Origin of the sequence: Histidinibacterium lentulum, from assembly GCF_003789055.1 — a bacterium.
GTDB classification, from domain to species: domain Bacteria; phylum Pseudomonadota; class Alphaproteobacteria; order Rhodobacterales; family Rhodobacteraceae; genus Oceanicola; species Oceanicola lentulus.
In genome coordinates this window covers 254,174-278,693 of the sequence record NZ_ML119081.1, presented here as the reverse complement: position 1 = coordinate 278,693, position 24,520 = coordinate 254,174, and the positions used below count along the sequence as shown (strand labels likewise).

The window sequence follows — 24,520 nt, the reverse complement described above, 5'->3', positions numbered from 1 at the left end:
CGGCAGCGATCACCGTTTCGGCCCGGTTTCGCCATCTCCGCGCCACGTCCGGCCCGGAGCCTTCGCGCTCTCCGATCGCTCAATCCGGAAAGGTCGAGGCATCCGTGCTGCCAGAGTCGCTTCTCCACGCGCCGGAGCCCGGCGAGATCATCCTCGTTCTCACGACCGGTCTCATGCTGATCGCCGCTGCCGCGATGTTCGGTCTGCGCTGGCGCTTCGACACGCGGATGCGGCATCACTGGCAGGCGATGCGCGGCCGGGCCACGCTGGGTCTGCCGCGCGCGGTCGCGCCTGTGGTACCCGAAGAGGTCGCGGAACTGCGGGAGATCGTCACGGGGCTGGTCAAGTCCGGGCGCTGGCGGACACTCGGCGCGGTGCTCGAGATGCTCGCCGCGCGGCCGATGGATGCCGCCGATGGCCGCAGGCTCCACGACGCCGCCGTCGATGCGGCACTGGCGCCGCTGGGCCGGGCCCGCGGGCTGACCGCGCTCGACGCGGCGCTTGCACCCTATGCACGGGCCGCCGAGGACGGCACGCCCGCGCTCGTCGCTCTCGAGGCGCGGGCCCTGGCAGCCGCGATCGCCCGGGCCGAGGCGCAGGCGGGAGAGGCGGGCCGCGCCATGGCGCTGACCTGGGCCGGCCGGATCGAGACGCTTGCCCGGTCCCGGCCCCTCGACGCGGCGGTGCTGCCTCTTCTGGCCGAGGCGCTTTATGTGGCCGCGGCGACAGCCTCCGACCTGACCGGCATCTGTACGGCGTTCCGGCGCTGGCAGGCGGCCGATCCGGGCAATGCAAGGACCTATGTGACCCATGCGGCGCGGCTCGCGGCGCTGGGTCCGCCGGCGGAGGAGGAACTCGGGCGGCATTTCTGCGAGGCGGTGGCGGCGTCGCGGTTCCTCGGCGGACCGGGGCCGGTGCTGCGCGCCCGGCTCGCGGCGGCAGAACGCGGCGGACGGTCGCTCGCAAGCCTGCCGGGGCACACGCCGAGAAGCCTTCTCGCGGCGCTCGACGAGGTGGCAGAGGGGCCCGGCGGCCAGGCCATCGTCAATGCCGTGGGCGCCCAGGCCCTGAAGGATGGCGACGAGAGCCTCGCGCGCGCGGTGGTGGCGCAGCACCTGACGCTCTGGATCCCTTCGCTGTGGCCGGATCGGGAGGGCTTTCTCGCGCTCTACTGGCGTGCGGCCGGTCGCTATGCGGGGCTCGGCGCGCCTGGCGCAGAAGGCGATCTGCGCCGCGCCGCCTCCTGATCTCACCGCATCTGGAGGAGCACGCGACACCGGGCCCGACATATGGGTCGACGCGAGGTGTTCCCCCCGGCCGCGTCCTGCGATAGACGCCGCCAACCCCGGCAGAAAGGAAGCGAAAGATGGAGATTCGCGAGGCTCTGACTTTCGATGACGTGCTGCTCGTCCCGCAGGCGAGCACGGTGCTGCCCGCGCAGGCCGATACCCGCACCTGGGTCACCCGGCAGATCGCGCTGAACATCCCGCTGCTGTCCTCGGCGATGGACACGGTGACAGAGGCGCGGATGGCGATCACCATGGCGCAGGCGGGCGGCATGGGGGTGATCCACCGCAACCTGGAGCCGGGAGCGCAGTCGGACGAGGTGCGCCGGGTCAAGCGCTTCGTGTCGGGCATCGTCTACAAGCCGATCACGCTGCGGCCCGACCAGACGCTCGCCGATGCGCGGGACCTGATGGACCGCTACCGGGTGACGGGCTTTCCCGTCGTCGACGCGGACGGCCGGGTCCTGGGGATCGTGACCAACCGCGACATGCGGTTCGCCGAGAACGAGCTGACGCCGATCCGGGTGATGATGACGAGCGAGAACCTCGCCATGCTGACAGAGCCCGCCGACCTCGACGAGGCGCGCAGCCTGATGAAGGCGCGGCGGATCGAGAAGCTGCTGGTCACTGACCGGGACGGGCGGCTGACCGGCCTCCTGACCCTGAAGGACACCGAACAGGCCGTGATCAACCCCACCGCCTGCAAGGACCGGCTGGGGCGGCTGCGCGTGGCCGCCGCGACCACCGTGGGCGACGCGGGACAGGCGCGGTCCGAGGCGCTGGTGGATGCGGGCGTCGACATGCTGGTGATCGACACGGCCCATGGCCACAGCGCGGGGGTGGCCGATGCCGTGCGCCGGGCCAAGAGGCTGTCGAACGAGGTCCAGGTCGTGGCGGGCAACGTCGCGACCGCCGAGGCGACCCGCGCGCTGATCGACGCGGGCGCCGATGCGATCAAGGTCGGCATCGGGCCGGGCTCGATCTGCACCACCCGGGTCGTGGCGGGCGTGGGCGTGCCGCAGCTGACGGCGATCATGGATTGCGCTGCCGCGGCAGGCGACGTTCCGGTGATCGCCGACGGCGGGATCAAGTATTCGGGCGATTTCGCCAAGGCGATCGCCGCGGGCGCCTCCTGCGCCATGGTCGGCTCCATGATCGCAGGCACCGACGAGAGCCCCGGCGAGGTGATCCTCTACCAGGGCCGCTCCTACAAGACCTACCGCGGGATGGGCTCGCTGGGCGCCATGGCGCGGGGTTCGGCGGACCGCTACTTCCAGAAGGACGCGGCCTCCGACAAGCTCGTGCCCGAAGGGATCGAAGGCCAGGTGCCCTACAAGGGCTCCGCGAACACGGTGCTGCATCAGCTCGTCGGCGGCCTGCGCGCGGCGATGGGCTATACCGGCTGCGCCACGGTGGAGGAGATGCGCCGGAACTGCCGCTTCGTGCGGATCACCGGCGCCGGCCTGAAGGAGAGCCACGTCCACGACGTGCAGATCACCCGCGAGAGCCCGAACTACCGGATGGGATGACCGTCGGCACATGGCTTGTCCACTGCGGACAGACGCAGTGAAGGCCGGGCCGTTCCTGCGGGGGCGGAAACCGCGGGCCTTGTGCTACCCGGCGGCGATGACCGCAGTCAGGGCGTCGAGCAGGCGCCTTTCCCGGATCGGCTTTCCGATGTTGACCGCCCCTTTCAGGACGTCGCTGCTGTCGATATTCCGGAAGTCATAGGCCGAGGCGAGAACGAACGGCACGGAAATCTCCCGAAGCCGCTCGGCCACGGGGGCCACGGACTGCCCGCGCAGGTTGACGTCAAGCACCGCGACGTCGGGAGTCAGGGTGTCGAGCAGGCGCAGGGCGGCCGGGACGGAGGTCGCCGATCCGATGACACGGTGTCCGTTCTGCTCCAGCATCACCTCGATATCCATGGCGATCAGGACCTAGTCCTCGACCACCAGAACGGAAGCGCCGCGGCAGGGTGCGGGCGGGTCCGCATGCTGCATTCATCCTCCAGGTGCGGTTCACTCCCGCGGGAAACTCAGCGTGACCGACAAACCGTCCGGCTCATACCGAAGTTCCACTTCCCCGCCGAGCTGGTGCTCGGCCGCGACTTCGATCAGACGGGTGCCGAAGCCTTTGGCCGCGGGCGGCGCGACGGGCGGTCCGCCGCTCTCGCGCCAGCCAAGCCTGACGAAGGATGTGCCATCATGCTCGTCCGGGGTACACCAGCCGACGGCCAGACGCCCATTATTCCCGGAAAGTGCACCGTACTTGAGTGCATTGGTCGCCAGTTCATGCAGGATCATGCCGAGCGGCATCACCTGGTGCGATGCGAGCGTGACCGGCGGGCCGTCCTCGATCGTGATGGAGGTGGACCGGCCGAGATAGGGCTCGAGCACTGCGTGTGTCAGCGCCGCCATCCCGGTCGCGTCCTGACCGCTCGACACCTCGAGCGAGCGCGACAGCGCATCGAAGCGATCGAGAAAGGCGGAGCGGTATTCCTCGGCACTGCGGCCCTCGGTCCGGGTCTGACGCGCCAACGCCTCGACGAGCGACATGATGTTCTTGATGCGGTGGTGGAGTTCCCCGATGAGGACCTCCTTCCTGTCCGCCGCGTGCCGCCGTGCTGTCGCGTCGACGATGCTGAGCAGCAAAACCCGCCGCCCGAGATCCGGATGCACCAGCCGCTGGGCGCTGACCAGCATCGTGCGGCGACCGATGTGGGGGAAATCAGCGGTCACCTCGTAGTCGAAGAGCGACGCGCTGCGCGGGATCACTTTCTCCAGAAGCAGGCGCAGCTCCTCGATGGCCCAGTGGCCGTCGCCCAGTTCCGTGAAAGGGATATCGATGGTCGACTCCCGGTCGGTGTCGAAGGTCCGGTAGAAGGCGGGATTGGCGGCCAGGACCGTGAGGTTCGAATCGAGCACCAGCAGCGGATCGCGCACGGTGTCCATGACACCCTGGGCCTGGGCATGTGCGGTCCGCAGCAGCCGGTAAAGGTCGTCAAGGTTCAAGGTTCTTTCTCATCTTGCGGTTTTTGCTACATAAATGCACGGATGCCCCAAAATGTGCAAGTCGCATGCCGCGCCGCCCGCGGTCCTCAGGGTGCGACTGCGGGCGGAACGACGGGGCGTGCTCGCCAGTTTCCTGATGCACATGATCGTCCCGGCGCGCCTTCACCGCGCGGATCTTCTCAGAGGGGAACGAGCTGCGGGGAGGCCTCCTGGGCCTCCATGTCTCCGCTCTCCCGGACCAGGACGTCGCCGTCGCCAGCCTCGGCCCGGATCAGGCGATGACCCGGGACGAGATCCGTCTGGTCGAACACCGCGCGCGGCCCTGCCGGAAGCCTCGCTCGGTGCTCGCGTGACCGGAGTCCTTGAGCGGGGGTGGTCTTCCGTCCGTCCCGGACCAGCGCAAGCCCGCCGCTCCGGCGTCCCGGCCGAAGGTCATGGATGCGTCAGGCAGGCGATGGCCCATGAAACCACGCGTATGGATGTCTGTCTGATGCGCGGGCCGTCAGGGTCAGATCACCGGCGCGGGCCCGACCCGCCGCAGGGGACGGGCATGATGGCGTCAAGAAGGTTAACAGCCGCGGCTGTCCACGGCCGTTCTCTATTTTTATCAATGCTTTGCAAGGGCGTCCACATGTGGACGCCCTGCCGCTTCGGCGGGCGCGCGGGGGTCGCGGGCGCGATCCTCACTCGGCCGCGAGGGGGGCGGCGCGGTCCCGCAGGAGCGCGAGGACCCGGGCGGCCGCAGGCGTCTCGCTGTCATCCGCGCGCCGAACGAGCCCGTAGGACTTCACCCGGATATCCGTTGCGATGTCGAGCCGGGCCAGCCGGCTCCCCAGTCCATCCTCGCCGATGTAGAAATCTGCCACCGCCCGGGCCAGCGGCCCGATGGCATTCGTTTCGTTGATGAGCGCCAGGGTGAACATGGTGGACGTGGTCCCGAGGACCCGCTTCGGCAGGGGATACCCCCGGGCCAGAAGGTAGGTCTCGGTCGTCTGCCGCAAGAGCCCGCCGGGCGGCTGCATGACCCAGTCGTGTTCCAGGCATTCCTCGAGGGTGAGGTCGGTCCGGCGAAACAGCGGGTGATGCCGCCGGACCACCAGGGCGATCGGCTCTTCCTCGATGGGTTCGAACAGGAACGGCCGGCTGTCTGCGCCGTCGGGGATCCGGCCGATGAAGAAATCGAGGTCGCGCGACAGGAGCGCATCGGCCAGTTTCGCCGAGGTATCGACAGTCACCGCGATCTCGATGCCGGGATAGGCGACCCTCAGGTCGCGGACCACGGGGAGCAGCAGCTGCAGCGACGGTCCGGTGACCGAACCCACCCGCACGATCCCGCTGACCCCCAGGGCGGCCTGAGTGACCCGCTCGTTGATCAGATCCAGATCGTTGAGCAGCCGCGTCGCGTCCCGCGCCAGCGTGCGGCCCGCTTCGGTGAGCGTCACGCCCCGTGGATGGCGCCGGTAGAGCGGGGTTCCGACGATCTGCTCCAGTTGCGCGAGAAGGCGCGAGGCGGCGGGCTGCGTCAGCCCCACACGCTGGGCGGCCGCGGCGACCTGCCTCGTCTCCGCCAGCGCCGAGATCAGGCGCAGGTGGGTGATCTTCAGCCCGCGACGGGCAAGGACATCGGACCGGACATCCCTTTGCTTCGGATTGGTCGGGGGCATGGGGATCTCCGCGGGCTCAGTCGGCCCGTTCTGGCGGGGCAGGGGGCCGGCCGCAAGTCGTGACATGCCAAAACGGCATAACCAGATTCGCAATCGGAATTATTTCGGAATGTATCTGGTTGCTATGCCTGTGTCAGAGGGCTCCACAGGGTCCGCGCCGGGAGGAGACGGTGCGAGGCCGGAAGCGAGCGGAGCCCGGTGGGGGAACCGACATGCTCTTGTCGCAGTACCGCCGTGAAGACGGCGGCATCCGGCTCGTTGCCCGCGAAGGGCACGAGGCCTTCGAAGTGCGGACCAACGACACGCTCCGCGATCTTGCGCTGGCCTGCGCCGCCTCCGGCACGAGATTGCGGGAGAGAATTCTTGCCCTGGGCCTGGGCGCGCCTGTGGACCTCGCCGCGGCCTATGATGGCGGACGGCTTTTGCCCCCCTTGACGCATCCCGACCCCGCGCATCTCTTCGTCACCGGAACCGGTCTGACGCACCTGGGGTCCGCCTCGACCCGCGCCGCGATGCATGCGACCGCACCCGAGGACGAGACCGACTCCATGAAGATGTTCCGCATGGGCCTCGAGGGGGGCAAGCCCTCCAACGGCGCTGCCGGCGTTCAGCCCGAGTGGTTCTACAAGGGCAGCGGCGATGCGCTGGTGGCACCGGGTGCGGCGCTCGAGCGCCCTCTGTTCGCCGAAGACGGCGGCGAGGAGCCTGAGATCGCGGGGCTCTACGTGATCGACAGCGAGTGTCGCCCGTTCCGGGTGGGCTTTGCCCTGGGCAACGAGTTCTCCGATCACATCATGGAGCGGCGGAACTATCTCTACCTTGCCCATTCGAAGCTGCGGCAGGCCTCCGTCGGACCCGAAGTGCTCATCGGCGACCTGCCCGAGGACATCTCCGGCACGAGCCGCATCCGCCGGGGGAACGAGACGATCTTCGAGAAGCCGTTCCTCTCGGGGGAGGCGAACATGTCCCACAGCATCGCCAATCTCGAGCATCACCATTTCAAGTACGACATCTTCCGCCGGCCCGGCGACGTGCATGTCCACATGTTCGGCACCGCGACACTGTCCTTTGCCGACGGGGTCGCACCTGCAGACGGCGACGTCTTCGAGATCGAGGCCGTGCCCTTCGGCCTGCCCCTGCGCAATCCGCTGAAGGTGACCGCCGGCCCCGTGCCCGAACCGCGCACCGCCATCCACGTCCTGTGATATCGCCATGACGTTCACACCAAAGCCCTGGCCCCGGAAGCTGCGCAGCCAGGACTGGTTCGGCGGCAGCCGACGGGACGCGATCTATTACCGCGGCTGGATGAAGAACCAGGGCCTGCCGCACCACCTTTTCGACGGTCGGCCGGTCATCGCGATCCTGAACACCTGGTCGGAGCTCACGCCCTGCAACGCGCACCTGCGCGACCTTGCCGAACGGGTGAAGCACGGCATCTACGAGGCCGGCGGGTTTCCCGTCGAGGTGCCCGTGCTGTCGGTTTCCGAAAGCGCCATGCGCCCCACGGCGATGATGTTCCGCAACCTCGCCGCCATGGGCGTGGAGGAGCAGATGCGCAGCCAGCCCATCGACGGCGCCGTGCTGCTCGTGGGCTGCGACAAGACCACGCCGAGCCTGCTGATGGCCGCGGCCTCCACCGATCTGCCCTCCATCGTCGTGTCGGGCGGGCCGATGCTGAACGGCTACTTCGCGGGCGAGCGGGTCGGCTCCGGCACGCATCTGTGGAAGTTTTCCGAGGCCGTGAAGGCAGGGAACATGAGCGCGGGCGAGTTCGAGATGGCGGAAAGCTCCATGTCGCGCTCGCCGGGGTCCTGCAACACCATGGGCACCGCCTCCACCATGGCGTCCATGGCCGAGGCGCTGGGCATGGCGCTGTCGGGCAACGCGGCGATCCCGGCGGTGGACAGCCGGCGGCGCATGATCGCGCACATGTCGGGCATGCGCATTGTCGAGATGGTCAAGCAGGACATGAAGCCCTCCGACATCATGACCCGCGACGCCTTCAAGAACGCGATCCGCACCAATGCCGCGATCGGAGGCTCCACCAACGCGGTGATCCACCTGCTGGCGATCGCGGGCCGCGTGGGCGTCGACCTGACGCTGGACGACTGGGACGCCTGGGGCCGTGACGTGCCCACGATCGTGAACCTCATGCCGTCGGGCAAGTACCTGATGGAGGAGTTCTTCTACGCGGGCGGCCTGCCGGTGGTCATCAAGACGCTGGGCGAGGCGGGGCTGCTGGAGCGGGACGCGCTCACCGTCTCGGGCCTCACGGCCTGGGAACAGGTGACGGAGGTCGTGAACTACAACGACGACGTGATCCGCCCCGTGGACAAGGCGCTCACCGCCTCGGGCGGGATCGCGGTGGTCAAGGGCAACCTCGCGCCGAACGGCGCGGTGCTGAAGCCTTCCGCGGCAACGCCGGAACTCATGGTGCACCGGGGGCGCGCGGTCGTCTTCGAGGATATCGACGACTACCACGCGCGGATCGGCGACGAGGATCTCGACATCGACGAGACCTGCGTGATGGTGCTGAAGAACTGCGGTCCAAAGGGCTATCCGGGCCTCGCCGAGGTCGGCAACATGGGTCTGCCGCCCAAGGTGCTGCGCAAGGGCATAACCGACATGGTACGCATCTCCGACGCGCGGATGAGCGGCACCGCCTACGGCACGGTGGTCCTGCATACCGCGCCCGAGGCGGCGGCGGGCGGGCCACTCGCCGTCGTCCGCAACGGCGACATGATAGAGCTCGACGTGCCGAACCGGCGGCTTCATCTCGACATTTCCGAAGCAGAGCTGGCCGCGCGGCTGTCCGCCTGGACCAATCCCATCGAGACGCCCGCCGGCGGCTATGCGCGGCTTTTCCACGAGCATGTTCAGGGCGCAGACACGGGCGCCGACTTCGACTTCCTCAGGGGCTGCCGCGGCGCGCCGATCCCGAAGGATTCGCACTGATGGCGCGCAGGATCGCCCTCGCCGGCATCGGCAAGATCGCCCGGGACCAGCATATTCCGTCCATCGCGGCGTCGGATGACTGGGAACTTGCGGCCACGGTCTCGCGCTCGGGCGGCATCGAGGGGGTGGAGACCCACGCGACGATGGAGGCGCTGCTGTCGGCGCGCCCGGACATCGAGGTGGTCTCGCTGACGATGCCCCCCGCGTCGCGCTACGGCTACGCGAGAGCCGCGCTGGAAGCTGGGCGTCACGTGATGCTGGAGAAGCCGCCGGGCGCCACGCTCGCCGAGGTGCAGAACCTTGCGGCCATCGCCGAGGAACGGGGGCTGACGCTTTTCGCCTCGTGGCACAGCCGCGAAGCCGCCATGGCCCGGACGGCGCGGGACTGGCTCGAAGGGCGGGACATCCTCAGCGTCGAGATCGAGTGGCTGGAGGACGTGCGCCGCTGGCATCCGGGGCAGGACTGGGTGTGGGAGCCGGGAGGACTCGGTGTGTTCGATCCGGGGATCAACGCCCTGTCGCTGCTGACCAAGGTCCTGCCACGGCCGATGCACCTGACCGCCGCGACGCTGACATATCCCGAGAACCGCCAGACCCCGATCGCCGCCGACCTGAAATTCGTTGGCCCCGGCGCCGCGACCACCCGCGCGCGGTTCGACTGGCGGCACGATGGCGACCAAACCTGGGCTATCCGGATCGCCACGGATGCGGGAGAAGCGGTGCTGTCGGACGGCGGCGCGTCCCTTGCCGTGGATGGAGCGCCGGTCGCAGCGGGCGCCGATGCTCTCTCCGGCGAATATCCGCGCCTTTACGGGCATCTTGCGACGCTGATCGACACGAGCCGGAGCGACGTGGACCTTGGCCCGATGATCCATGTGGCCGACGCCTTCGCGCTCGGCCGGCGCGAGACTGCCGCGCCGTTCCACTTCTGACCGAATTGAAAGGACCCCAGCATGACCGAGAGCCAGCCGACCGGACGCCACCTGATTGCGGGCCAGTGGGTCGAGGGCGGAGAGATCTTCCGGTCCGCCCCCGCTTCCGGTGAGCCGCTGACCGTCTGGTCCGGGGGGCGCACGGAGATCGACGCCGCCATGCGCGCTGCCGAGGAGGCCTTTGCGACTTACGGCTGGACGGCGCGAGAGGACCGGGCCCTGCTGCTGGAGGCCATCGCAGAGGAGATCGAGGCGCGCGGCGCGGCGCTGACCGCCATGGGCACCGCCGAGACCGGCCTGCCGGAGGCGCGGCTGAACGGGGAATGCGGACGCACCACGGGACAGCTGAGGCTCTTTGCCGAGCACATCCGCAAGGGCGACTACCTCGACCGCCGGCACGACGCGGCGCTGCCCGACCGAGACCCCCTGCCGCGTCCCGACCTGCGGGTGATCCAGCGGCCCATGGGTCCGGTCGGGGTCTTCGGCGCGTCGAACTTTCCGCTCGCCTTTTCGACGGCGGGCGGCGACACGACCGCTGCCCTCGCCGCGGGCTGTCCCGTGGTCTACAAGGGCCATCCCGCCCATCCGGGCACGGGCGAGATCGTGGCGCAGGCCATCGCGGCGGCAATCGCCAAGACCGGAATGCCGCCCGGGACCTTCGGCTTCGTCCAGTCGAACACCACCGAGGCGGGAGAGGCCCTCGTCACCCATCCTCTGACCCGGGCAGTGGGCTTCACCGGGTCGTTCCGCGGCGGCAAGGCGCTGTTCGATCTGGCGATGAGCCGGGACGAGCCGATCCCCTTCTATGGCGAACTCGGGTCGATCAACCCTGTCTTCGTGATGCCCGCTGCGCTTTCGGCCCGGGGAGAGGATATCGCCAAGGCTTGGGTCGGCTCGCTGACCATGGGGGTGGGCCAGTTCTGCACCAATCCCGGTATCCTGATCCTGCCCGCAGGGTCGGAGGCCGATACGTTCGTCGCGGCCGCGAGGGGCGCTCTGGAAGCGATCCCGGCCCAGACCATGCTTACCGAGGGCGTGGCAGAGGGCTACCGGACCGCGGTCGCCGCCGCCGCGGGAGGAGCCACGACGCTTCTGCGGACGGACTGCTCGGGGCGGGAGGGCGCGCCGGCGCTCTTCGAGGTCTCGGGTTCGGACTGGCTTGCCCATCCAGAACTTGCCCAGGAGATGTTCGGCCCCGCCGGGATCGTGATCCGGGCCGAGAGCGCCGCGCAGGTCATGGAGATCGCCCGGGCGCTCGATGGCCAGCTGAGCGCGACGATCCAGATGGACCCGGGCGACACGGAGGCGGCGAAGCCGCTCATGCCGGTGCTGGAGCGCAAGGCGGGCAGGGTGGTCGCCAACGGCTTTCCCACCGGCGTCGAGGTGGCGGACGCCATGGTCCACGGCGGGCCGTTTCCAGCCTCGACCAGCTTCGGTGCGACCAGTGTCGGCACGCTCGCCATCCGGCGTTTCCTGCGCCCCGTCTGCTACCAGAACATCCCCGCCGATCTGCTTCCCGCCGATCTCCGCGACTGAACGAGGAACATCATGAAGGTCACAGCCGCCATTCACCGCCAGTTCGAGATCGCCCGGATCGACGACCGGCTCTATGCCGCGTTCATCGAGCACATGGGCCGCGCGATCTATTCCGGCATCTACGAGCCCGGTCACCCCGAGGCGGACGAGATGGGCTTCCGCCGGGACGTGATGAAATTCGTCAAGGACCTGAAGATCCCCGCGATCCGCTATCCGGGCGGCAATTTCGTCTCCGCCTACGACTGGAAGGACGGCATCGGTCCCAAGGAGGACCGCCCCGTGCGGCTGGACCTCGCCTGGCGGTCGAAAGAGACCAACCAGGTCGGGATCAACGAATTCGCCTACTGGGCGAAGGAAGCGGAGATCGAGATGATGCTTGCCATCAACCTCGGCTCCAAGGGCCTGCAGGACGCGCGCGAGTTCGTCGAATACGTCAACCACCCCTCGGGCAGCTTCTGGTCCGACCTGCGCCGCAGCCACGGCGTCGAGGACCCCTACAACGTCAAGATGTGGTGTCTCGGCAACGAGATGGATGGCCCCTGGCAGATCGGCCACAAAGAGGCCCACGAATACGGACGCCTCGCCGACGAATGCGCCAAGGCCCTGCGGCAGCTGACGCCGGGTGCGGAGATGATCGTCTGCGGCTCGTCCAACGACCAGATGCGCACCTATCCCGAATGGGAGCGCGAGGTTCTGGAGGAGTGCTACGAGAACGTCCACTACATTTCGCTGCACAAGTATTTTGGCAATTCGTCGAAGGACACGCTGAACTTCTTCGGCAAGATCGAGGAGACCGGCCGCTACATCCAGGCGATCGGCGGGGTTATCGACTACGTCAAGGCGAAGAACCGCGCCAAGAACGACGTCCACATCTGCTTTGACGAGTGGAACGTCTGGTACCACATCCGCGAGGACGACACTCGGCGCTGGAAGACCTGGGACTGGCCCGAGGCGCCGGACCTGCTCGAAGAGGATTACAATTTCGAGGATGCGCTCTTTGTCGGCGGGCTACTGAACGAGTTCATCCGCCGTTCGGACCGGGTGAAGATCGCCTGCATCGCCCAGCTGGTGAACGTCATCGCCCCGATCCGCGCCGAGAAGGGCGGGCCCGCGTGGCGGCAGACGATCTATTGGCCCTATCAGATGGCCTCGCTCCATGGCCGGGGCACGGCGCTGCGGGTGGCGGTGGATGCGCCGACCTACGATTGCGAGGTCGGCAGCGACATCTCCTACATGGACATCGCCGCGACCCATGACGCCGCCGCGGGCACCGTCACCGTCTTCGCGCTGAACCGGCACCTGAGCGACAGCGCGGAACTCGACATGGCGCTGACCGGGTTCGGCGATACGCGGGTCGTCATGCACAAGGTGATGGAGGGCCACGACCTGGCGGCCACCAACGGCCCCGACCGCCCCGACGCCATCGCCCCCGTGGACGGATCGGGCGTGGGTGTGGAGGACGGCGCACTGAAGGGCCGGCTGGCGCCGCTCTCCTACCACGTCATCAAGCTTCAGGTGGCATAGGGAGACGGAACCATGGCGATGGGAGTGAGCCTGAAGAACGTCAAGAAGAGCTTCGGCGCGGTCGACGTGATCCACGATGTCTCCATCGAGATCCCGAAGGGCGATTTCGCGGTGTTCGTCGGGCCCTCCGGCTGCGGCAAGTCCACGCTCCTGCGGATGATCGCGGGTCTGGAGGAGACCTCGGGCGGCCGCATCGAGATCGACGGCAAGGACGTGACGGACGAGGAACCGGCGGACCGCGGCGTGGCGATGGTGTTCCAGAACTACGCGCTCTATCCGCACCTTACGGTCTACGACAACATGGCCTTCAGCCTGCGCCTGGCCAAGGCCAAGAAGGAGGAGATCCGCGAGAAGGTCGCCGAGGCCGCGCGGATCCTCCAGCTGACGGAGCACCTGGCGAAGCGCCCGGCAAAGCTCTCGGGCGGGCAGCGCCAGAGGGTCGCCATCGGCCGCGCCATCGTGCGGCAGCCGTCGGTGTTCCTCTTCGACGAGCCGCTCTCGAATCTCGACGCGGAGCTGCGGGTGCAGATGCGGCTGGAGCTCGCCCGGCTGCACCGCCAGATCGGTGCGACGATGATCTACGTCACCCACGACCAGGTCGAGGCGATGACGCTCGCGGACGACATCTTCGTTCTCAAGGACGGCTGGGTGCAGCAGGCTGGCTCGCCGCTCAAGCTCTATGACGACCCGGACAACCGCTTCGTCGGCGGCTTCATCGGCTCGCCTGCGATGAACTTCTTTGCAGGCGAGGTCTCCGGAGGGGGCGGAGGCCGGATGGAGGTTCGGACCGAGGTCGGCGGCAAGGTCTTCACCGCGGCCCGCAGGGGCGAGGTCTCGTCGGGCCAGAAGGTCACCCTGGGCATCCGCCCCGAGCATCTGAAGCTGAGCGAGGAGGGGCTGCGGGCCAAGGTGGACATGGTCGAGCAGCTGGGCGGCGTGTCCTACCTGCATGTGAAGCTGGAGGACGGCAGCAACGTGGTCGTCGAGCGTCACGGACTGCGAGAGGCGCTCGAAGGACAGACGGTCGGCCTCGCGGCCGATCCTGACGACATCCTCGTCTTCGACCAGGAGGGGCGGAGGTTGAGGTGAGACCGGGCCGGCGCAGATGCGCGGACCCACAGCGATCAACTGGGAGGAGAGAACCATGATCCGCTTGAAGACGATGCTCGCCGCCACCGCGGCCACGATGCTGTCGCTGCCGGCGATGGCCCAGACCGAGGTGGTCTGGTGGGATTTCCTGGGCGGCGGCGACGGCGTCCGGATGAAGGCGCTGATCGAGCGCTTCAACGAGGAGCACGACGACATCCAGATCACCGGCACGACGCTGGAATGGGGCGTGCCCTTCTACACCAAGGTCCGCACCTCGGCCGCCGTAGGCGAAGGGCCAGACATCATGACCTATCACCTCAGCCGTGTGCCGCTGGCGCTGGAAGAGGGCGTGCTGTCGCCGATCACCGACGAGGATCTGGAGATGGCTGGCCTCTCGGGAGACGATTTCTTCGACAGCGCGGTGAGCGCGGCCAGCGGGCCGGACGGCACGCTCTATGCCGTGCCCTTCGACATTCATTCCATCGTGCTCTACTACAACAAGAGCTATTTGGAAGGGACCGAGTTCCTCGACGAGGACGGCAACCTGACCGGCATCGACAGCCTCGATGACTTCAATCGGGCGCTCCAGCACGCTGCCGACAACGGATCGACCGATCCTCTCAGCTTCCAGACCGGCGGACCGGGCGGCGTCTGGCGCGTGTTCTACACGCTCCTCGGCCAGCAGGGCGGCGAGATGATCGTCGACGGCGAGGTCCTTCCGGGCGACAATGCCGAGAAGGCCGCCACGGCGCTTCAGGTGATGCGCGACTGGCGCGATGCGGGCTTCATTCCCGAGCAGGCCGAGTATCCCGCCTCCGTCGCGCTCTTCACCTCGGGCCAGTCGGCCTTCCACATGAACGGCGTCTGGGAAGTGCCCACTCTGGTGGACATGGAGGCCAACGGGACGCTCGGCTTCGAGTGGGGTGCGGTGCAGGTGCCGGTGCTGATGGATCAGGAAGCGACCTGGGCCGACAGCCACGCGCTGGCCATCCCGAACCAGCCCGCAGCGCCGATGTCCGACGAGAAGCGCGAGGCGGTGATGACGGTGATCGGCTGGATGAGCCAGAATTCGATCAGCTGGGCCTCCGCGGGTCACATCCCGGCCTATGTGCCCACCACCGAAAGCGCGGAGTACCAGGGCATGGAGCCCAACGCGACCTACGCCTCGCTGGCGCAGTCCGCGTTCTTCGATCCGCGCAGCGAGATCGCCGGCGTGGCCTCTCCCGCATATGACGTAGCGTTGAACGTCATGGTGCCGCAGATCCACGGCTTCTTCGACACCGACGAGGCCCTCGAGCAGATCCGCGACGAACTGGGCCGCGCCCTGCGCTGACCTGAACCGGGGCGCGCGGTCGATGGATTGCGCGCCCCATCCCGGACACCGCCCGCTCCGAACCTCGAGAGGCGCCATGGCCAGACCCAACAAGACGCTCCGGCGCAACCTGATCGCGCTCTCCCTCGTCGCGCCCTTCACACTGACCTTCCTGCTGGTCTTCGCCTGGCCCACCTTCAAGGTGATCCAGCTGAGCCTGACCGATGCGCCGCTGATCGGCGACGGCACCTGGGTCGGTCTGCAGAACTACCGCGAGTTGCTCGACGACCGGATCTTCTGGGTCGCGCTCAAGAACAACGGATATTTCCTCGTCCTGACGATCGTTCCGACGACCGTTCTTGCGCTGCTGATCGCGCTGGCCGTCAACCGCCTGAGGGGCTGGATGCAGCCCTTCATTCTGGCGATCTTCTTCCTGCCCTACATCCTGCCCGTCTCGGTCGTGACGCTGGTCTGGCAGTGGATGCTCGACTTTCAGTTCGGCGTGCTGCAGCCGATGATCGAAGCGATCTTCGGCAAGCGCACCGCCGTCTTCCGGGACCCGACCTGGGTGATGCCGGTCATCGCCCTGGTGACGATCTGGTGGACCAACGGCTTCAACGTGCTGCTTTTCCTCGCCGGTCTGCGCAACATTCCCACGGAACTCTACGAGGCCGCGGCGCTCGACGGTGCGACCCCCCGGCAGCGATTCTGGCGGGTGACCTGGCCGCTGCTCTGGCCGGTGACCGCTCTCGTGCTCACGCTTCAGCTCATCCTGCAGCTCAAGCTCTTCGACCAGGTGTATCTGTTGAGCCAGGGGGGACCGTTCAACACGAGCCAGGTCCTGCTGCTTCTCGTCTACAACGAGGCCTTCCAGCAGAACAACGGCGGTTACGCCTCGGCCATCGCGATGGTGCTCTTCGTCATCATCCTCGTGGTCTCGGTCATGCAGTTCCAGCTCTTGCGCATCGGGAGGCACAGATGAGCACCACCCGCCGTATCGAGAACGCGCTCCTCACGCTTCTGACGCTTGTCGGTGCCGCGATCTGGTTCTTTCCGCTCTACTGGGCGGGCGTCACGTCCCTGCGGACGGAGGATCGGGTGGTTTCAGCCGATGCCGGGCTGCTGCCGGACCAGTTCAACCTCTCGTCGATCTCGGACGCGCTCTTCAACACGCGGATGCTCACCTGGTACTGGAATTCGGTGGGCACCTCTCTGATCCTGACCGTCATCGTGATCGTGTCCGGCATGATGTGCGCCTATGCGATCAGCCAGATGCGGTTTCCCGGGCGGCGGCTGCTCTACGGGATCGTCCTTGCCAGCTTCATGATCCCGGCACAGGCACTGGTGGTGTCGCAGTTCATTCTCATGTTCCAGATGGGCCTCATCAACACCTGGGCCGGCATCATCCTGCCGCAGCTCATCGTTCCGGTGGTGATCATCGTCTACAAACAGTTCTTCGACAGCGTGCCGAAGGAGATGCGCGAGGCGGTGCTGCTCGACGGCGGCGGGGAATACGCGCTGCTGTTCCGCGTCTATCTGCCGCTCAACTGGGGGATCACAACGGCGCTTGCCATCGTCACCTTCATCGGGGCGTGGAATTCGTTCTTCTGGCCGTTCCTCGTGGTCACGACCGAGGCCAAGATGACCATTCCCGTCGGGATCACGCAGGTCAGCGACGCCTTCGGGGTCTACTATGCCCGGCTGATGTCGGTCGCCCTCCTCGGGGCCATGCCGGTGGCGGTCGCCTATCTGCTGTTCCAGCGCCGCGTCACGGAGGCGGTCATGATCTCCTCGGGCGTGAAGGGGTGAGGCGCGGAGCGCCGGACCACGGGTCCGGACCGGCGCCGGACGCCGCGCCGGCGACCCCGGCAAGGGCGCATCGGCGCGCGGCGAGATCGCATCGGACCGATGAAGCTTGATCCGAGCCGACCCTGAGGACTGGCCTCGGCGGTGTCGAAGGACACGCGTCGATGCGCGCGAGGTCGGGCCGGAGCGGGCCTCACAGGGGTGCGTCCGCGCGCCGCGAGGCCTGCGCCGCCCGGCTGAACCCCTGCATTTCTAGAAAGGGTCACGCCGCGTCAGACAGGCCGGCGTCGACCAAGTGCCGTCAAGGAATTCTAGGGAACCGGACCGCGGTGCCAGTGGTCGGGCGACCGGGTCGGACCTCGATATCCCCACCATCCCTAGAGACACGTCAGGGAATATGGCGGAGAGACAGGGATTCGAACCCTGGGACCCCTTGCAGGGTCAACGGTTTTCGAAACCGCCCCGTTCGACCACTCCGGCACCTCTCCGCGTGGGGCGCGATGTAGCTATCCGGGCAGGGGCGTTCAAGCCCCGATCTCGGGCCTCGGGCGGGCCTTGACAGGGCAGGGGTCGGCATGGATAAGCGCGGCTTCAACGAACGCCCCCAGTGCCGGGGGTGCGCAGCCACATGGCGGGGTTGGATCACCCCCGGGAACGTCCCCGAACGGGGAGGCCGGACGGCGCGGCAGAGAAAAGGAATGACGCGATGTTTGCGGTTCTCAAGACCGGCGGCAAGCAGTACAAGGTCGCCCCCGGCGACGTGATCCGGGTGGAGAAGCTGGCGGCCGCTGCCGGCGACAAGGTTCAGTTCAACGATGTCCTGATGATGGGCGCCACCGTGGGCACGCCCTTCGTAGAGGACGCCGGGGTGCAGGCCGAGGTGATCGACCAGATCCGCGGGCCGAAGACGATCAACTTCGTCAAGCGGCGGCGGAAGCATTCCTCGAAGCGTACCAAGGGTCATCGCCAGGACCTGACGCTGGTCCGGGTGACGGAGCTGCTGGAGAACGGAGCGGGAGCTTCGGGCGTCATGGCGGCCGTCGGTGCGGGCAGCGTTTCCGCCTCCGCGATGGCCGCCGCCTCGCCCAAGGCGGCCGCCCCGAAGGCCGAGGCGCCGAAGAAGGCGGCCAAGGCCAAAGGTGCCTCCGAGGCGGAGGCGAAGCCGTCCGAGCCCGTCACGACTGACACTGCGGCGGAGCCCGCGGCACAGACCGAGGCGACCCCCACGGCCGACACCGGCACGCGGCCCGGCAACCTGCTCGATGCGGCGCGCGACGGCAAGCCGGACGACCTCAAGAAGATCTCGGGCGTCGGTCCGAAGCTCGAAGGTCTGCTGCACCAGAACGGCGTCTATCATTTCGATCAGATCGCCGCTTGGGGTCCCGAAGAAATTGCCTATATGGACGACAAGCTGTCGTTCAAGGGCCGCATCGCCCGGGACAACTGGATCGACCAGGCGACGCAGTTCGCCGCCGAGAAGGAGTAAAGGCCAATGGCACACAAGAAAGCAGGCGGTTCCTCGAGGAACGGACGCGATTCTGCCGGCCGTCGGCTGGGCATCAAGAAGTTCGGCGGCGAAGTAGTCGTTCCGGGCAACATCATCGCGCGCCAGCGCGGCAACAAATGGTGGCCGGGCAACGGCGTGGGCCAAGGCAAGGATCATACGATCTTCGCCACGGTCGAGGGCAATGTGACCTTTCACAAGGGTCTGAAGGGTCGAACCTTCATCTCCGTGCTTCCGGTCGCGGAGGCTGCCGAGTAACTCGATCTTCATGGGATCAGAAGACAGGGGGACCGGCGGCTTGGCGGTCCCCCTGTCTGTTTTCAGGGCGCATCACGTCGCGCCCCGTCATCGGTACGTCGCGGGACCCCGACAGGAAACCGCGAAACGGGAGGAGGAACCCGCTCGATGTTCGACACCACAGAAGACCCGCCCGTCATCGAGGCAGAACGCTTCGTGCTGCGTCCGCTCAGGCGCTCGGATGCCGGGCTGATCGGGCTTTATGCCGCGGATCGGCGCATGGCCGAAATGACCCGCGCGATTCCGCATCCCCTGCCGCCCGGTGCGGTGGACGCGATGATCACCCGTGCCTCCGCCCCAGACCGCAAGGAGGACACCTGGGCGATCGACGGCGCCGCGACGGGCCTGGCGGAACTGGTGGGGACGATCTCGCTGGGCCGGATGGACCGGGAGCAGTCCGAGATCAGCTACTGGATCGCGCCACAGCTGTGGAACGCGGGGCTCGCCACTGAAGCGGTGCGCGCGCTGATCGCAGCGAACCCCCACAACGCGCGACAGATCTTCGCCGAAGTCTTTCAGGACAATCCGGGGTCCGCTCGGGTGCTCACGAACTGCGGTTTCGAGTATCTCGGAGACGCCGAGGCCTATTCGACAGCCCGGCGTGCAATGGTGCCGACCTGGACCTACGCGCTCGCCGTGCAATGACGGTGCGGACGGAGCGGTTGCTGCTCCGCCCCGTGGAGCAGAGGGATGCCGCTGCGATCACGGCGGCCTTGCAGGACTGGGAGGTCACGCGGTGGCTGTCCTCGGTGCCCTGGCCCTACGCACGCGAGGATGCGGAGTGGTTCATCGCCGAGGCAGAGGCGGGCCGGGTGGCGCCGCTCGCGATCATGCGGGACGACGCGCTTTTGGGCATCATCGCGACGGACGACGAGCTGGGCTACTGGCTCGCCCGGGCCCATTGGGGGCAGGGTTACATGCCCGAGGCGGCTGCGGCGGTCGTTGATGCCTTCTTCGAAAGCAGGGGGGAAAACCTCGCCTCCAGTCATCTTGAGGGAAACGCACGCTCCGCCGCTGTGTTGAGCGGGCTCGGGTTCCGCGAGATGCGCCGGCAGATGCGGCCGAGCAGACCACTCGGACGGGAGGTTGCTTCGGTCGTGGTCGAGCTCACCCGCGCGGACTGGCAAGCACGCCGGTCCGGGACTTGAGGGCCTCTGCGACTTGGCGTAGTGGGTCGGCTTCATCGCCCGGAAAGCGACCTTCATGAAGTTTCTCGACCTCGCGCGTGTCCACATCCGCTCCGGTAGCGGCGGAAACGGGTGCGTCTCGTTCCGGCGGGAGAAGTTCGTGGAATACGGCGGGCCGAACGGCGGCGACGGCGGGCGCGGTGGCGATGTCTGGGCGGTGGCGGTGGACGGGCTCAACACGCTCATCGACTTCCGCTACCAGCAGCATTTCTTTGCCAGGAACGGCCAGGCCGGCATGGGCCGCGCCATGACCGGCAAGGATGGCGACGACATCGTGCTGCGGGTGCCCGCGGGAACCGAGATCCTGGACGAGGACGAGGAGACCGTGATCGCCGATCTGACCCGGCCGGGTGACCGCGTCCTGCTGGCCAGGGGCGGAAACGGCGGCTGGGGCAACCTGCATTTCAAGACCTCCACCAACCAGGCGCCGCGTCATGCCAATGCGGGTCAGCCGGGGGTGGAACGCACGCTCTGGCTGCGTCTGAAGCTGATCGCGGATGTGGGTCTGCTGGGTCTACCGAATGCGGGCAAGTCGACTTTTCTGGCGGCGACCTCGAACGCGCGTCCGAAGATTGCGGATTATCCCTTTACCACCCTGGTGCCGAACCTCGGTGTCGTCACGTCCGACGGGGCCGAGTTCGTGGTTGCGGACATTCCCGGGCTGATTGCGGGGGCGAGCGAGGGCAAGGGGCTGGGCGACGTGTTTCTTGGCCATGTGGAGCGGTCGGCGGCGCTGCTGCATCTCGTCGACGGGACGTCCGGCGATCCAGTCGGCGACTGGCGAACAATCGTCAAGGAGATCGGCAACTACGGCGCGGGCCTCGCCGCGAAGCCGCGGATCACGGTGCTGACCAAGATCGACACGCTCGATGCCGAGGAGCGGGCGTTTCTGGTCGAGGAACTGGAGGCCGGGGGCGCCGGGGAGGTCAAGACCATGTCCTCGGTCTCCGGGGAGGGTGTTCCCGACGTGCTGCGGGCCCTGCGCAAGATCGTGGGCGTCAAGGCGCCTGGCGATGCGGAGGCGACCGGAACCGCCGGGGCGACAGAGGATGAAGGACCTTGGGAGCCCTGACGAAGGCGCGACGGCTCGTCGTGAAGATCGGTTCTGCGCTGCTCGTGGACCGCGGATCCGGGGGCCTGCGCTCGACCTGGTTGCGGTCCCTGGCCGAGGATGTGGCGGCCCTGCGGACGCGCGGGGTGGAGGTGGTGCTGGTGTCCTCCGGGTCCATCGCGCTGGGACGTGGCGTGCTGGGGCTGGGATCGGCGGACCTCGCGCTGGAACAGTCGCAGGCGGCGGCGGCGGTGGGTCAGATCCGGTTGGCGCGCGCCTATGAAGAGGTCCTGGCGCCCCATGGCCTGATCGCGGCGCAGGTTCTGGTGACTCTAGAGGACAGCCGCGACCGGCGGCGGTATCTCAATTCGCGCGCCACCTTCGAAACGCTCCTCGGCCTCGGTGTCACGCCCATCGTCAACGAGAACGACACCGTGGCGACGGACGAGATCCGGTATGGCGACAACGACAGGCTGGCCGCGCAGGTGGCAGTGACGGTAGGCGCAGACGTGCTCGTGCTGCTGTCGGACGTGGACGGTCTTTACACGGCGAACCCTGCGCTCGATCCGGCGGCGACCCGATATGACGTGGTCGCGGCGATCACGCCGGAGATCGAGGCGCAGGCGGGCGATGCAGGCTCCGGCCTGTCCAAGGGCGGCATGAAGACGAAACTGATGGCGGCGCGGGTGGCGACGGAAGCGGGCTGCGCCATGGCGATCACCCTGGGATCGCCCGAAAACCCATTGAGACGTCTCGAAGACGGCGCGCCCGCGACATGGTTCGCGGCGCAGACCACGCCACAGGCGGCGCGCAAGCGCTGGATCGCGGCGATGAAGCCCCAGGGCGAGATCACCGTGGATGAAGGGGCCGCGCGGGCGCTGTCGCAGGGCAAGAGCCTTCTGCCGGCGGGTGTGACGGGCGTCTCGGGTCAGTTCGGGCGCGGCGAGCCGGTGGCAGTGCTGGGGCCAGGAGGCCAGAGGCTGTGTGCAGGGCTGACCCGTTACACCGCGGCCGAGACGCGGGCGATCCGGGGACACAGAAGCGCTGACATAGAGGCGATCCTTGGTTACAAGGGCCGCAGCGTGCTGATCCACCGGGACGATATGGTGGGCTAGCATGATCTTCATGCACGACATCAGGGACGCGCCGCAAGATGAAGGACAATAACGACATTGCCGACCTCATGGCGGAGATCGGTCAGCGCGCCAGGGCGGCGGCGGCGATCCTTGCCTCAACTTCCTCGGAGGCCAAGGAGCGGTCGTTGACCGAGGCCGCCGATTGCCTGCGCCGAAACGCCGGCGTCGTGATGGAAGCGAACGCGAGGGACCTCGAGTACGGGCGCGAGAAGGGGCTGACGGCGGCGATGATGGACCGGCTCGCCCTCGATGCGGACCGGATCGAGGCGATGGCGGCAGGGCTCGAGGCGATCGCGGCGCAGGCCGATCCCGTCGGCGCTACAATTGCGGAATGGGACCGGCCCACGGGGCTCCATATCCGCCGGGTGCGCACGCCGTTGGGCGTCGTCGGGGTGATCTATGAAAGCCGACCGAACGTGACCGCGGACGCGGGTGCGCTCTGCCTCAAGTCCGGGAATGCCGTGATCCTGCGCGGCGGATCGGAGAGCTTCCATTCCTCCTCCGCGATCTACGCCTGCCTCGTGGAGGGGCTGAGAGCCGCGGGTCTCCCGGAAGATGCGGTCCAGCTCGTGCCCACGCGGGACCGAGCCGCGGTCAGCGAGATGCTTGCCATGACGGACAGCATCGACGTGATCGTGCCCAGGGGTGGAAAGGGCCTCGTTGGCCTTGTCCAGCGCGAGGCGCGGGTTCCCGTCTTCGCCCATCTCGAGGGGATCGTGCATGTCTATGTCGATGCCGCCGCAGACCCGGACAAGGCGCTCCGTGTTGTCATGAATGCGAAGACCCGGCGCACGGGCATCTGTGGAGCTGCAGAATGTCTGCTGGTGCATCGGGGCGCCATCGACCTCGGACAGCGGATCGTGGACATGCTGATGGAGGCGGGCGTCGAGGTGCGGGCCCAAGGTCTGAAGGGGAGTTTGCCGGCGACCGCGGACGACTGGGGGCGCGAGTATCTCGACATGAAGATCGCCGCGAAAGTTGTTGACGACATTGACGATGCTATCGCGCACATCCGCCGGTACGGCTCTCAGCATACCGATTGCATCCTGACGGAGGACCAGGCGGCGGCCGACAGGTTCTTTTCCCGACTCGACAGCGCGATCCTGATGCACAACGCCTCGACGCAGTTCGCTGACGGGGGAGAGTTCGGGATGGGCGCGGAGATCGGCATCGCCACGGGCAAGATGCATGCGCGGGGGCCTGTGGGCGCGGAGCAGCTGACGAGTTTCAAGTATCTCGTGAGCGCTGACGGCGCCGTCAGAAGCTGATTCCGAGGTCCGTGTCGCCGCCTCTGACCACGCTCAAGGTCCGGCCGATGGCCTTGGTGGCGGCCGGCAGGAGCAGGAACTGGATGCCCGCCGGGGTGATCGTGGAGCCGTCGGTCTCGTCCGAGAGGACGCCGAATGCGGCGGGATCGACGCGGAGTGCGGGACCTTCGCCGGATATCCGCCAGTGCCCGCCGAAGAGTTGCGCGCCCACGGTTCCGCCCCGCGGCAGAGCGGTCTCGACACACAGCATGGCGAGGAGGGCGGCCTTGATCTCTGCCCGGGGGGCCGCTTCGGACACCGACCAGCGATAGGTCAAGCGGGTGCCGTGGCCGAGGTCCTGTAGCATGCCCTGGACGTCCCGGTTGTCGATCAACTGTCCGTTCCCGGCCCCGAAGGCGAGGCGGAAGAGGCGGATCCTTGCGCGTGCATGGGTGACGCTGGCATTGATCAGATCGAGTTCCGGCGAGGTTCCGCACGACAGTTGAATGAGCTCCAGCCCGTTGCCGATCGCGCCGAGCGGGCTAATGAGATCATGACAGATGCGGGACGCCACGAGCGCGGTCAGATCACGATCCATCATTGCCGACAAATCCCTGTGTGGAAAGGAAACGCCGAGATGTCCGATCCGAACGACCACCTCAGCCCGGGGATGCTGGTGCGGCTACCGGCGAAACCGGATTGGGGGGTGGGGCAGGTGCAATCGAACATCGCGGGTCGTATCACGGTGAATTTCAGCGAAGAGGGCAAGGTCGTCCTGGATGGGCGGCAGGTCGTCCTCGATCTCGTCGCGCTTGATCGGGAGTGATGAAATGCAACCCTTGGTAGCATGATTGTTTATTCTTGCAACCAAGAATTGGTGGGCGCGACGGGTCGTCACGTCAGTGGCACACTGGTCCGTGATATTGCAAACCTGCACCGGCCCTCCTAGAGAAACCCGGCCCCGCCCAGTCCATGATTGG

The 24,520-nt window shown here is 67.6% G+C and carries 24 protein-coding genes and 1 tRNA gene; 19 read left to right on the top strand and 6 right to left on the bottom strand.

Annotation, left to right across the window (positions count from 1 at the left end; translation table 11 throughout):
• The first annotated feature begins 104 nt into the window (after window positions 1–104).
• Window positions 105–1,247, top strand: coding sequence for a hypothetical protein (locus EAT49_RS01365; protein WP_123640484.1), 1,143 nt, complete (start codon window positions 105–107; stop codon window positions 1,245–1,247).
• A gap of 119 nt (window positions 1,248–1,366) precedes the next feature.
• Window positions 1,367–2,815, top strand: a complete 1,449-nt coding sequence (gene guaB, locus EAT49_RS01360; protein ID WP_123640483.1) for an IMP dehydrogenase — start codon at window positions 1,367–1,369, stop codon at window positions 2,813–2,815.
• Between the two features lie 84 nt (window positions 2,816–2,899).
• Here guaB and EAT49_RS01355 read toward each other — a convergent pair whose 3' ends face one another.
• The 4 genes from EAT49_RS01355 to EAT49_RS01345 form a co-directional block, all read right to left on the bottom strand.
• Window positions 2,900–3,214 (bottom strand): response regulator, encoded by a 315-nt coding sequence (locus EAT49_RS01355; protein ID WP_221181412.1) that lies wholly within the window; start codon window positions 3,212–3,214, stop codon window positions 2,900–2,902.
• 93 nt (window positions 3,215–3,307) lie between these two features.
• Window positions 3,308–4,300 (bottom strand): sensor histidine kinase, encoded by a 993-nt coding sequence (locus tag EAT49_RS01350; RefSeq protein WP_123640482.1) that lies wholly within the window; start codon window positions 4,298–4,300, stop codon window positions 3,308–3,310.
• Window positions 4,301–4,479: 179 nt separating this feature from the next.
• Entirely contained in the window at window positions 4,480–4,611 is a 132-nt protein-coding gene (locus EAT49_RS21685; protein WP_281274701.1) for a hypothetical protein, read from the bottom strand.
• Between the two features lie 372 nt (window positions 4,612–4,983).
• A complete protein-coding gene (locus EAT49_RS01345; protein WP_123640481.1) occupies window positions 4,984–5,964 on the bottom strand; it encodes a LysR family transcriptional regulator in 981 nt (326 codons plus the stop codon).
• A gap of 212 nt (window positions 5,965–6,176) precedes the next feature.
• Here EAT49_RS01345 and araD1 point away from each other — a divergent pair, with 212 nt between their 5' ends.
• The 9 genes from araD1 to EAT49_RS01300 all read left to right on the top strand — a co-directional run bounded on the left by araD1 (window position 6,177) and on the right by EAT49_RS01300 (window position 17,121).
• Window positions 6,177–7,169 carry an AraD1 family protein gene (araD1, locus tag EAT49_RS01340; RefSeq protein WP_123640480.1) on the top strand — a complete coding sequence of 331 codons (993 nt, stop codon included), beginning with the start codon at window positions 6,177–6,179 and terminating at the stop codon, window positions 7,167–7,169.
• Between the two features lie 7 nt (window positions 7,170–7,176).
• Window positions 7,177–8,919: an L-arabinonate dehydratase gene (gene araD / locus EAT49_RS01335; RefSeq protein ID WP_123640479.1), complete on the top strand. Its 1,743-nt coding sequence runs from the start codon at window positions 7,177–7,179 to the stop codon at window positions 8,917–8,919.
• Entirely contained in the window at window positions 8,919–9,851 is a 933-nt protein-coding gene (locus EAT49_RS01330; protein ID WP_123640478.1) for a Gfo/Idh/MocA family protein, read from the top strand. Before araD ends, EAT49_RS01330 begins: the two co-directional genes overlap by 1 nt.
• Window positions 9,852–9,872: 21 nt before the next feature.
• Entirely contained in the window at window positions 9,873–11,387 is a 1,515-nt protein-coding gene (locus EAT49_RS01325; protein WP_123640477.1) for an aldehyde dehydrogenase (NADP(+)), read from the top strand.
• A gap of 12 nt (window positions 11,388–11,399) precedes the next feature.
• Complete coding sequence (gene arfA / locus EAT49_RS01320) at window positions 11,400–12,911, top strand: arabinosylfuranosidase ArfA (protein WP_123640476.1); 1,512 nt, start codon at window positions 11,400–11,402, stop codon at window positions 12,909–12,911.
• 12 nt (window positions 12,912–12,923) lie between these two features.
• Window positions 12,924–14,000, top strand: coding sequence for an ABC transporter ATP-binding protein (locus EAT49_RS01315; RefSeq protein WP_221181411.1), 1,077 nt, complete (start codon window positions 12,924–12,926; stop codon window positions 13,998–14,000).
• A gap of 55 nt (window positions 14,001–14,055) precedes the next feature.
• Complete coding sequence (locus tag EAT49_RS01310) at window positions 14,056–15,333, top strand: extracellular solute-binding protein (RefSeq protein ID WP_123640475.1); 1,278 nt, start codon at window positions 14,056–14,058, stop codon at window positions 15,331–15,333.
• Between the two features lie 76 nt (window positions 15,334–15,409).
• Window positions 15,410–16,294, top strand: a complete 885-nt coding sequence (locus EAT49_RS01305) for a carbohydrate ABC transporter permease (protein ID WP_123640474.1) — start codon at window positions 15,410–15,412, stop codon at window positions 16,292–16,294.
• Window positions 16,291–17,121: a carbohydrate ABC transporter permease gene (locus EAT49_RS01300; RefSeq protein WP_123640473.1), complete on the top strand. Its 831-nt coding sequence runs from the start codon at window positions 16,291–16,293 to the stop codon at window positions 17,119–17,121. The genes EAT49_RS01305 and EAT49_RS01300 overlap by 4 nt, the downstream gene beginning before the upstream one ends.
• 395 nt (window positions 17,122–17,516) lie before the next feature.
• Here EAT49_RS01300 and EAT49_RS01295 read toward each other — a convergent pair.
• A tRNA-Ser gene (locus tag EAT49_RS01295) sits at window positions 17,517–17,606 on the bottom strand.
• Window positions 17,607–17,824: 218 nt separating this feature from the next.
• Between EAT49_RS01295 and EAT49_RS01290 the strand changes: the two genes are divergently transcribed.
• From EAT49_RS01290 to EAT49_RS01260, 7 genes are all read left to right on the top strand, one after another.
• The gene (locus EAT49_RS01290; RefSeq protein ID WP_123640472.1) at window positions 17,825–18,604 is read left to right on the top strand and encodes a 50S ribosomal protein L21; all 780 of its coding nucleotides are present in this window, start codon (window positions 17,825–17,827) and stop codon (window positions 18,602–18,604) included.
• Window positions 18,605–18,610: 6 nt separating this feature from the next.
• Complete coding sequence (gene rpmA / locus EAT49_RS01285) at window positions 18,611–18,880, top strand: 50S ribosomal protein L27 (RefSeq protein WP_123640471.1); 270 nt, start codon at window positions 18,611–18,613, stop codon at window positions 18,878–18,880.
• Between the two features lie 147 nt (window positions 18,881–19,027).
• Window positions 19,028–19,564 (top strand): GNAT family N-acetyltransferase, encoded by a 537-nt coding sequence (locus EAT49_RS01280; protein ID WP_123640470.1) that lies wholly within the window; start codon window positions 19,028–19,030, stop codon window positions 19,562–19,564.
• Between the two features lie 17 nt (window positions 19,565–19,581).
• Complete coding sequence (locus tag EAT49_RS01275) at window positions 19,582–20,067, top strand: GNAT family N-acetyltransferase (protein WP_185020604.1); 486 nt, start codon at window positions 19,582–19,584, stop codon at window positions 20,065–20,067.
• A gap of 55 nt (window positions 20,068–20,122) precedes the next feature.
• Window positions 20,123–21,178, top strand: a complete 1,056-nt coding sequence (gene obgE / locus EAT49_RS01270) for a GTPase ObgE (RefSeq protein WP_123640468.1) — start codon at window positions 20,123–20,125, stop codon at window positions 21,176–21,178.
• A complete protein-coding gene (proB, locus tag EAT49_RS01265) occupies window positions 21,166–22,272 on the top strand; it encodes a glutamate 5-kinase (RefSeq protein WP_123640467.1) in 1,107 nt (368 codons plus the stop codon). Before obgE ends, proB begins: the two co-directional genes overlap by 13 nt.
• Window positions 22,273–22,310: 38 nt before the next feature.
• Window positions 22,311–23,561 carry a glutamate-5-semialdehyde dehydrogenase gene (locus EAT49_RS01260; protein WP_123640466.1) on the top strand — a complete coding sequence of 417 codons (1,251 nt, stop codon included), beginning with the start codon at window positions 22,311–22,313 and terminating at the stop codon, window positions 23,559–23,561.
• Here the strand turns inward: EAT49_RS01260 and EAT49_RS01255 are convergent.
• A complete protein-coding gene (locus EAT49_RS01255; RefSeq protein WP_123640465.1) occupies window positions 23,551–24,141 on the bottom strand; it encodes a histidine phosphotransferase family protein in 591 nt (196 codons plus the stop codon). The genes EAT49_RS01260 and EAT49_RS01255 overlap by 11 nt on opposite strands.
• A 36-nt stretch (window positions 24,142–24,177) precedes the next feature.
• Here EAT49_RS01255 and EAT49_RS01250 point away from each other — a divergent pair, with 36 nt between their 5' ends.
• The gene (locus tag EAT49_RS01250) at window positions 24,178–24,366 is read left to right on the top strand and encodes a DUF3553 domain-containing protein (protein ID WP_123640464.1); all 189 of its coding nucleotides are present in this window, start codon (window positions 24,178–24,180) and stop codon (window positions 24,364–24,366) included.
• Window positions 24,367–24,520 lie beyond the last annotated feature (154 nt).